An 8,676-nucleotide genomic window follows, 5' to 3' on the forward strand; every position below is an offset into this window, starting at 1 on the left:
CACCGTGGCGCACGCTCACCAAAAAAGCAAGTAATCTTGCGTTAGGCTGAGTGTGAGAGGTGATACATGTGAGTGAAGACGAGATCCAGCGCAGGCCCGGCGGACGAGCCGCCCGCGTGCGCAAGGCGGTGCTCGAGGCCGCCCTCGAGGCGCTGGCCGAGGGCGGAACGACTCGGTTCGGCTTCGCCGACGTCGCCAAGCGGGCCGGAGTGAACGAGACCTCCCTCTACCGCCGCTGGCGCACCCGCGAGAACCTCCTCATCGACGCCCTGCTCTCCGCGAGCGACCGCCGCATTCCGGTACCGGACACCGGCTCCGTACGAGAGGACCTGCGGGCCTTCGCCACCCTGGTGGCGGACTACCTCAACAGCCCCCTCGGCGCCGTCCTCGCCCACGTCGCAGTGATCCCCGTGGAGGACGCGGAGATGGCCAAGGCGCGCGAAACGTTCTGGCGATCAAGGATCGAGCTGGCCGCCGTAATGATCGAACGCGGCATCGCCCGAGGTGAGCTGCGCGCCGGAACCGACCCGCGCGTGGCGCTCGAAACACTGATCGCTCCCCTGCACAGCAGAGTGCTGCTCACGCGGGAGCCCCTGGACGAGGATCTCCCCCGTGTCCTGGTCGACCTGGTCCTGGACGGCCTGGGGACACGCACCGACGACACCCCGCCGGACTGCCTCTGACCGTCGCCAGGGACGCGGGCCGCCGGGTCGCCCATCTGCCGGGCCTCGCGATGCGGCGGATCGCAGACCTCTACCCCGGCAAGGCATGGACGGATGCCTGCGACGCCGCGACGATCGCGGCGTCGCAGGCACCGCGCCCCACACCCTGCGCTCCCCCGGCCTCGCCGCCGGTCACCGCCGAACTGACCGCCCGCGTGGGCTGCGACCAGAACCTTGCCGCCGAAGCCACCCGCACCAGCGATCGCACCCGCGGCCCGCTCACCCGGTTCCATCCTTCGTCGGACCGGGTTCTCGGCCCGCGCCTCGACCCCACCACCAGGCAGTCCGGAAACATCGATCCACGGCGAGCACGCACCCGGAGGCGGGAATCGGCAGCCCGAACGCACCATGATTCTCTGCGCATTCGCAGCCCCGCACGACCCCGCCTCCGGCACCGATCACGACCGCTGCCGCGATAGAGGCAAAGCCCAGACCCAAGCCCTCCCCCGCCTCGCCCGCAACCGCATCAGCATCCGTTTCGCCATGCTCCGCGACGGAACCTGCTACGAACACACCCCTTGACGAAGTCCGTGGAGGCACCCGCCGCGCAGGGCGTCGTGCTGGGGGCGGCCGCGTCTGTCGTGGTCCTTGCCCTCCACCGCGGTCACGGTCCAGTGGTCGAAGTCGTAGACGACGGATTCGCCATCGACTGAGGCGGTGAACGTCGAGCCCAGCTTGTCCTGCTGCAGCCACGGAGTGTCGAACAGCTTGTACGCACCGTAGTCGATCGGTGTGCCGTTCACGAGATGGGTGGCGCCGGGCGCCTCCGACGCGGAGTCGAAGGTGATGTCGAGGTCGTCCCCGGTCAGGCTGTGATAGACGAGCCGCGGATTCGTATCCTCGACATGGCTCACGTCCATACTGGTGGTACTGGTGAGGGCGCTCGCGAACGCGTCGAGGCCGGCGTACGTGGACGCATCCGCCGATTCCAGCACCCAGCCGTTGCTGTCGGCCTGGCTGCGCAGAATGTCATAGCTGTAGCTGAGGCCGGCTGTCGGATGGTTCTGCGCCGTCTTCTTCACCTTGTTCGCAGGGTCGTTCGGTGTCTGGTGGTACCAGGTTCCGGGCTTCGCCAGCTTGTACGCGAAGTACATCGATCCCGTGTCGGCGATCGTCCATCCGTCGACCTCGCGCCGTTCCCGGATCGAACCGTTGGTGGGGAACAGCGCGTTGATGTAGTTCGAGGTCTGGTCGCCCGACGACTTGTAGACGCCGACCGCCGTGGGACCGTCCTGCATCACCCGCTGGCCGGCGGGCTGGTCGTAGGCGCCGATCGAGGCGTTGCCCTGGTCGACGGACAGCCGGAACAGCGGATTCGCGGCGTCGGACCGCCAGCGGAGCACGACCGGCAGATCCTCGACCCAGTTGTCGACCCTGCGGTACTGGACCTCGGTGCCGAGACCCCAGGTGGGTCGCACATAACTCGTGCGGTAGATGTCCATCGCGTGGCCGCTGGAGTTCTGGAGGTTCGTCTTGTGGGCGGTGTAGGACTTGTCCGTCTTCCGGCCGATCTCCACCGCCGGCTCCGGCGGCGTGTACTTCGTCCCCGGCCAGGCCGCCAGACCTGCGTACTCGAGGTTGGGGCGGTACGCCGAGGGTGCCGGGTTGTCGGATTCGCCCACTCCCTGCTGTGCGCGGTGGGCTCCGAAGTACGTCCAGGCGAGCACCGAGTGGTCTGCGGGCCGCCAGGTCGGATCATTGACGGAGGACAGGTCGCCCTTGGCGCGGCTCTCCGACGAGATCATGTAGCCGTCGATCCAGTCGTTCGCCCACTCGAACCACATGACGTCCATCGCCATCTTCACCTGTCGGCGCAACTGGGCGTCGTCGGCCCACTGGTAGAGGGCGTTGAGACAGAAGTACGTCATGAAGGTGTACTCGGGGCTCTGGTACTCCGCCCATCCACCGCGCACGCCCGCGTTCACCATCTCGAGGACGTTCGCCTTGTTGGCGGCCTTCAGCTGTACCCCGGAGTTGCCGTTCAGGTCGGCGAGGTCGGGGAAGTACTGGCCGACGAGGTACCCGGTCGCGTAATTGCTCATCCGCAGGTTCTCGGTCTGCGGGAGCTTCTGGTAGGCGTACGAGGCGAAGTAACTGCGCACGTGCGCTCGCATGGCCGGGCTGAACTGGTCTCCGACCATGAGGTAGGAGTACATCTTCGCCATGGTCTTGTACTGCTCGTAGTCGTAGCTCTGGAACTGGGTGTCGAGCTTGGCGAGGTTCGTCGCCACATTCTCGTGGTCGGCGAGCTGCGCCGTGTACTGGGCCACGTTGACGGCGCCGCTCTCCTCCTTCATGGACTTCGTCTTGTCCCACAGCCACTGTGTCCGGCTCTTCTGCGTGCCGGGGTAGGGGGCGGGCGACTCGGGAACGTACGGGCCGGTCGACTTCTTGAGTGGCGTGCTCAGCGCGCTGATGTTCCCGCTCGCGTCCCTTGCCCGCACCGTGAAGTCGTAGCTCGTGGCGGGCATCAGGCCGCTGATGAGGGCCGAGGTGGTGGTGCCGCCGACCGAGGCGACCTGGTAGCTGTCGCGGAAGACGTCGTACCCGGTCACGCCGAGGTTGTCGGTCGACGCGGTCCAGCCGAGCGAGACGCTGCCCGCGGTGACGGCGGCGGTCGGTGAGGTCGGGGCGGAGGGAGGCTCCGTGTCGGTGATGCCACCGGCCGCCTCGTAGACGCCGAGGTTGTCGACGGTGATCGCCTCGTCGGTGCCGCCCGTGTCGACGCGTACCGAAAAGCCCAACTCCACTGTGGAGATGAGCCGCTGCCCGCCGTTGGGCACGATCGTGAAGCGGTACTGCGGGACGGAGGTGTCGTCGACCCGCGACAGACCGCCGGAGGTGCCGGTGTACGCGGGGGTGGTGGTGACGCTCACCGCGGGCACCGGGAAGCGCGGCACGAGGTTGTTGTCGAAGTTGCCGAACTGGATCTGCGCGTAGATGTCCTTGGCGACGGGCTTGTCGCTGGCCGCGCTCCGCGCCAGGTCGTACTGGAGGACGAACTGCCGGGCGGGGCTGCCGACCGGCTCGCTGTAGACGGCGTTGATGCGGTCCTTCAGCGCGCCGGCGGACCACCGGTGGTAGAAGTAGCTGGATAGGTTGGTGCCTTGGGAGGCGTCGCGGAGTTCCAGGGCGTTGTCGCCGTTGACCTGCACGATCTGCTGGGTGCCTCCCGAAGTCTGGCTGGACATGGTCAGCGGGCTCTGGCCGCCGTCGAATCCGGTGTCCAGGTCCGCGGCGAGCAGGTTCGTCGGCGGGTCGTCGGCTGCCACGGCGGTATTGCCTGGTGCCGTCAGAAGAAGAGCGACGCACACGGCCGCCAGTCTTCGCGTCAGGATGTTCATGGATCATCCTTTCGGGGTGGGTGGGCTACTTGACAGCGCCCGTGACGAGGCCCTTGCTCCAGAACGACTGCAACGACACGAACATGGCGACGACGGGCACCACGGAGACCAGCGCGCCGGTGACGACGGTGGTGTAGCTGACGGGATAACCCTGGAGTTCGCGCCAGCCGACGAGCCCCACCGTCACCGGCTGGAGCGAGGTGTCGGCGAGCATGAGCGAGGGCAGGAGGAAGTTCGTCCAGATCGCAACGAATTGGAACAGGAAGATCGTGACCATCGCGGGTGCCATGAGTCGCGCGCACATCGCGAAGATGCGCATCTCGCCGGCTCCGTCGATGCGCCCGGACTCGATCAGGGCGTCCGGTATCGAGGACGCGGCGTAGATCCGGCTGAGGTACACCCCGAAGGGGCTGACGATGCTCGGGACGAACACGGCCCAGAAGGTGTTGATGGTCCCCGTGTAGCTGAACACGAGGTAGAGGGGGATGGCGAGCACGGGTGCGGGCAGCAGCACGGCGGCGAGCACCGTGCCGAAGACCGCCCCGCGCCCCGGGAACGGGAACTTGGCGAGCGCGTAACCGCACATGGACGCCAGGAGCGTGGAGACGATCCCGCCGCCGACCGCGTACAGCAGCGAGTTGAGCAGCCAGCGGGAGTAGATGCCGCCCTGGACCTCGAACAGGGTCCGGATGTTGTCGAAGAGGGCGAAGTGCCTGCCGAACCAGAAGCCGTTGCCCGAGAACATCTCTCCGGTCCCCTTGGTGGCGGAGACGACCAGCCACCACACCGGGAGCAGGAAGTAGACGGCGAAGAGGGTCATGACGGCGAGCACGAAGAGGCGCGATGCCGGGTTGACTGTCGTGAGGGCGCCCGCCCGGGAGCGCCGCGGCCTCGGTTCCCGGGCCACGGACGCGGTTCGGGTGGGCGGTTGCAGGGTGGCGGTCATCAGTCGACGCTCCTGGCCGATGCGCGGAAGACAAGGACGGACAGCACGCAGATCAGCGCGCCGAGTACCACGGACTGCGCGGCGGCGTAGTTGAAGTCGTTGGCCGACAGCGACCGCAGCGCGGCCATGATCGGTGTGTAGGTGGACGACAGGTTCGGCGCCACGGATTTCATGGTGGCCGGCTCGTTGTACAGCTGGAACGTGCCGATGATGGAGAAGACGACGGTGAGCAGCAGGGCCGGCCGGATCTGCGGGACCTTGATGAACAGCGCGGCCTTCCAGCCGGAGCAGCCGTCGAGCGTGGCGGCCTCCATGGTCTCCTCGGGGACCGCCTGCAGGGCCGCGAAGATCAGGATGGTGTTGTAGCCGGTCCATGCCCAGGTCAGGATGTTGGCGATCGAGAAGGGCAGGGCACCATCGGTGACGAAGCTGAAGTGGACGCCCATCGACCCGAGGTAGCCGGCGATGGGGCTCAGCGAGGGCGCGTACAGGAAGGACCACACCAGACCGGCGATCACACCGGGCAGCCCGTAGGGGATGAAGTAGGCGATCCGGAAGAACCTGCGCCCCTTCGTCGCCGACGAATCGATGAGCAGGGCGAGGAAGAGCGCGATGGCGAGCATCACGGGCACCTGGATGACGCCGACGAAGGCCACCCGGCCCAGGGATGAGAGAAAGTCCGTGTCGTGGAACACCCGGACGTAGTTGTCGAAGCCCGCGAAGACGGACTCGGCTCCGGACAGGCCGAGGCCGGAGCGTTTTTCGGCGAAGAAGCTCTGGCCCAGGGAGTACCCGGTGGGTACCAGATAGACGATGACGAAGAGCAGAAGAAACGGCAGGACGAAGGGTGCGGCTCGCCGCAGTTCTCGCAGTCGGCGCCGCCGGATCGTCGAGGAGGACACGGTCACCTCTTCCGTGGAGTGGCGGGTTTGCGGATCCAGCGGGGGCCACGTCGGCTCGCGGCCCCCGCGCGGGGCTACTTGTTCACGGAGAATCCCTGGGACCGCAGCGCGGAGACCGTGCCCTTCTGGGCGCTGTTCAGGGCGTCCTGGAAGGTTCCCTTCTTGGTGTGCACCTTGCCGAGACCGTCACCGAGCGCCGTGGCCGTGGTGGACATGACCGGGCCCCACCGCCAGTCGGGGCTCACCTTGGCCGCCTCCTGACGGAACAGCTGGTAGACGGGCCGGCCTCCGTAGTAGCTCTGGGGGGCATCCAGTGCCTTGTTGGCGAGCCCGGATTTGGAGGCGGGAAGGATGGCCGCGGAGGCGATCAGGTTCGACACCGAGCCGGAGTCGGTCGACATCCACAGGGCGAACTCGCTGGCCTCCTTCGGCCTCGCGCAGTCCTTCATCACGGCCGTGGCCGAGCCGCCCGAGTTACCGACGGCGTCCTGTGTGCCCCATCGGGGCATGGGTGCGACGTCCCACTTGCCCGCGGAGCCTGCGGCGTTGTCCCGGATGAGCGAGGCGGACCAGACCGGGCCGACCTCCGCCCAGACCTTGCCCTTGCTCCACGCGGAGTACAGCGCGGCATCGAAGGCGGGGTGGGAGGTGACGAGGTCCCGGTCGAAGAGTCCCTGCCAGTATCCAGCGACCTTGCCGTTGGCCGCGCTGTCGAGCGACACGGACCAGGCATCGTCCTTGACGCCGAACCAGGGTGCACCGCCCTGCCAGGCGAATCCGCCGTAGAGGTAGGGGTCGGTGGGGAGGTTCATGAGGCGGGACGACGGGTCGGCGGCCTTCACCGACGCGGCGGCGGTCGCGAACTCGTCCCAGGTCCTGGGGACTTCGATGTGCGCCTTCTTGAAGAGGTCGGCGCGGTAGAACATCGCCATCGGCGCTGTGTCGACAGGGACGCCGTAGGCCTTGCCGTTGACGCCTACGTTGCCCCACACCCAGTCGGCGAACTCGTCCTTCTGCGGTTCGACGTAGCTGCTGACGTCCTGCAGGACACCGGCGGCAAGGAAGCTCGAGAAGGTCTCGTAGCCGACCTGTGCCAGGCAGGGGGCCTTGCCCGCCTTGGCGGCGGTGAGCATCTTGTCGTAGCCGCCCGCGCCGCCGTCGGTTATCGCCTCGTACTTCACGTGGATGTCCGGGTGCGACTTGTTCCACAGCTCGACCGACTTCTCGTAGCCCGACGCCCAGCCCCAGAAGGTGATTTCGGCCGGGCCGCTGCTGCTGCTCGCTTCGGTACTGCCGCTGCACCCCGAAAGCATGATGCCGGTGGCGGTGATGACGGCCGCCGCGGCGAGTCTCGCCCTGCGCATGACCATGACGTCCTCTCAATTTCGGCTCTGTACAGCGTTGTTCGTGTCAATGAGTGGATCGATGCCGCCCTTGCGGACGGCCAGGGGTGTGCCTGGCTGGTCTTGCGGGATGTTCTGGTCGGCGGCAGTTCGTCGGCGTTCCCGTTCTGTGCCGGGCGGGCGGCTGCGAAGCCCGGCGGGAGGGGCGCGGTGGACGTACTGACGCATGGCCGGGCGCGGACGGGCGGTCCGCGGGGGCCGAATGACGGAATCCGATGCCGGTGAAGCAGGCAACGGACGGTTGCGCGAAGGGAGTTCGTTCACTGTGGGGACGTACCGGAACTTCGGTCGTCCGCGCGTTCCGGCAGTCCGGCGGAAGCCGCACTCGGAGAGGCGCGGGTCCCGGCACTGGTGGGACAGGGGCACCGGGCTTGCCACGGTCACGGCCGTGGCACTGCCTCCCCGTACGGTCACGGGGCCCCGGTCCCCTCGTCACATCCGTTGGGTACCAGGGGACGTGACGACGGAACCTATGGTGACGGGTCTCGCGGGTCGGCACACACAGTGTTCCCCTTCCACGACGAGTGGGTCGATGGTTGGGATACTTGCATACAAGCATACGGCGTGCAACGATCATTTCGTGAATCCCTCTCAACAACCGCGCATCCCTGAGCGGACATCGGCCGGGCACGATGCGGAACTGTCCCCGATCACCCGGGACGGGGCGCGGACCCGGACGTCCGACCGCGTCTACGAGGAATTGGTCACCGCGATCCGCGAACTCCGGCTCGCTCCGGGAGCCTCCCTGTCCGAGACCGACCTGGCCAGACAACTCCACGTCAGTCGCACACCGGTGCGCGAGGCCCTCGCACGACTCGTCGACGCGGGCCTCGTGCGTGTGGTGCCACAGGTCGGCACGCGGGTCGGTCTGATCAGCCTGCGTGACGTGGAAGAGGCCCGCTTCGTCCGCGAGAGCCTGGAGGTCGCGGCCTTCGAAGTGGCGTGCGCCGACCCGACGGTGGACGTCACCGTACTGCGTGAACTGCTCGAACGGCAGGAGCACAGCTGCCGTACCGAGGACTACGACGCGTTCTTCTTCGCCGACGAGGCGCTGCACTGCGAGATCTTCTCGCTCAGCGGCTATCCGGGGGCGTGGCAGGCCGTACAGCGGATGAAGCTGCAGCTCGACCGGCTCCGCCGGCTGGCCCTGCCCGGAGCCGCCACGATGCGCGAACTGATCGACGAGCACCGGCTGATCGTGGACGCGCTGGAGAACGCCGATCTGCCCGCCGGTCGTGCGCTGATCAGCCGGCACGCCCGACGCGCTCTGGAACGCGGCCCTGCGCTGCGCACCGAGTTCCCGGGCTACTTCACCGATTGACATCGGACCGGACAGACGGCCGGACCGCCACCACCGGC

The 8,676-nt window shown here is 67.6% G+C and carries 6 protein-coding genes and 1 pseudogene; 3 read left to right on the forward strand and 4 right to left on the reverse strand.

The genetic code is table 11. The annotated features are described in order from the left end of the window. Window positions 1-68 precede the first annotated feature (68 nt). Window positions 69-683 carry a TetR/AcrR family transcriptional regulator gene (locus GA0115254_RS04205; RefSeq protein WP_093893911.1) on the forward strand — a complete coding sequence of 205 codons (615 nt, stop codon included), beginning with the start codon at window positions 69-71 and terminating at the stop codon, window positions 681-683. Then, window positions 674-1,244: pseudogene (locus GA0115254_RS04210) on the forward strand (transposase); the annotation flags it as partial. The gene GA0115254_RS04205 and the pseudogene GA0115254_RS04210, both read left to right, overlap by 10 nt. On the opposite strand, the gene GA0115254_RS04215 reads toward GA0115254_RS04210, so the two are convergent. The 4 genes from GA0115254_RS04215 to GA0115254_RS04230 form a co-directional block, all read right to left on the reverse strand. Next, the gene (locus GA0115254_RS04215; protein WP_093893912.1) at window positions 1,226-4,066 is read right to left on the reverse strand and encodes a fibronectin type III domain-containing protein; all 2,841 of its coding nucleotides are present in this window, start codon (window positions 4,064-4,066) and stop codon (window positions 1,226-1,228) included. The pseudogene GA0115254_RS04210 and the gene GA0115254_RS04215 overlap by 19 nt on opposite strands. Window positions 4,067-4,091: 25 nt before the next feature. Further along, the gene (locus GA0115254_RS04220; protein WP_176739979.1) at window positions 4,092-5,012 is read right to left on the reverse strand and encodes a carbohydrate ABC transporter permease; all 921 of its coding nucleotides are present in this window, start codon (window positions 5,010-5,012) and stop codon (window positions 4,092-4,094) included. Continuing rightward, complete coding sequence (locus tag GA0115254_RS04225; protein ID WP_218105508.1) at window positions 5,012-5,914, reverse strand: carbohydrate ABC transporter permease; 903 nt, start codon at window positions 5,912-5,914, stop codon at window positions 5,012-5,014. Before GA0115254_RS04225 ends, GA0115254_RS04220 begins: the two co-directional genes overlap by 1 nt. Before the next feature lie 74 nt (window positions 5,915-5,988). Beyond that, entirely contained in the window at window positions 5,989-7,278 is a 1,290-nt protein-coding gene (locus GA0115254_RS04230) for an extracellular solute-binding protein (protein ID WP_176739980.1), read from the reverse strand. 619 nt (window positions 7,279-7,897) lie between these two features. Between GA0115254_RS04230 and GA0115254_RS04235 the strand changes: the two genes are divergently transcribed. Beyond that, window positions 7,898-8,638, forward strand: coding sequence for a GntR family transcriptional regulator (locus tag GA0115254_RS04235; protein WP_256102390.1), 741 nt, complete (start codon window positions 7,898-7,900; stop codon window positions 8,636-8,638). Window positions 8,639-8,676: the final 38 nt, after the last annotated feature.

The organism is Streptomyces sp. Ncost-T10-10d, from assembly GCF_900091955.1.
Taxonomy (GTDB): domain Bacteria; phylum Actinomycetota; class Actinomycetes; order Streptomycetales; family Streptomycetaceae; genus Streptomyces.

What these genes read in the sequence shown, in the direction of transcription:
- GA0115254_RS04215 (WP_093893912.1), bottom strand. Translation starts at nt 4,066, where the DNA reads ATGAACATCCTGACGCGAAGACTGGCGGCCGTGTGCGTCGCTCTTCTT.
- GA0115254_RS04220 (WP_176739979.1), bottom strand. Translation starts at nt 5,012, where the DNA reads ATGACCGCCACCCTGCAACCGCCCACCCGAACCGCGTCCGTGGCCCGG.
- GA0115254_RS04230 (WP_176739980.1), bottom strand. Translation starts at nt 7,278, where the DNA reads ATGCGCAGGGCGAGACTCGCCGCGGCGGCCGTCATCACCGCCACCGGC.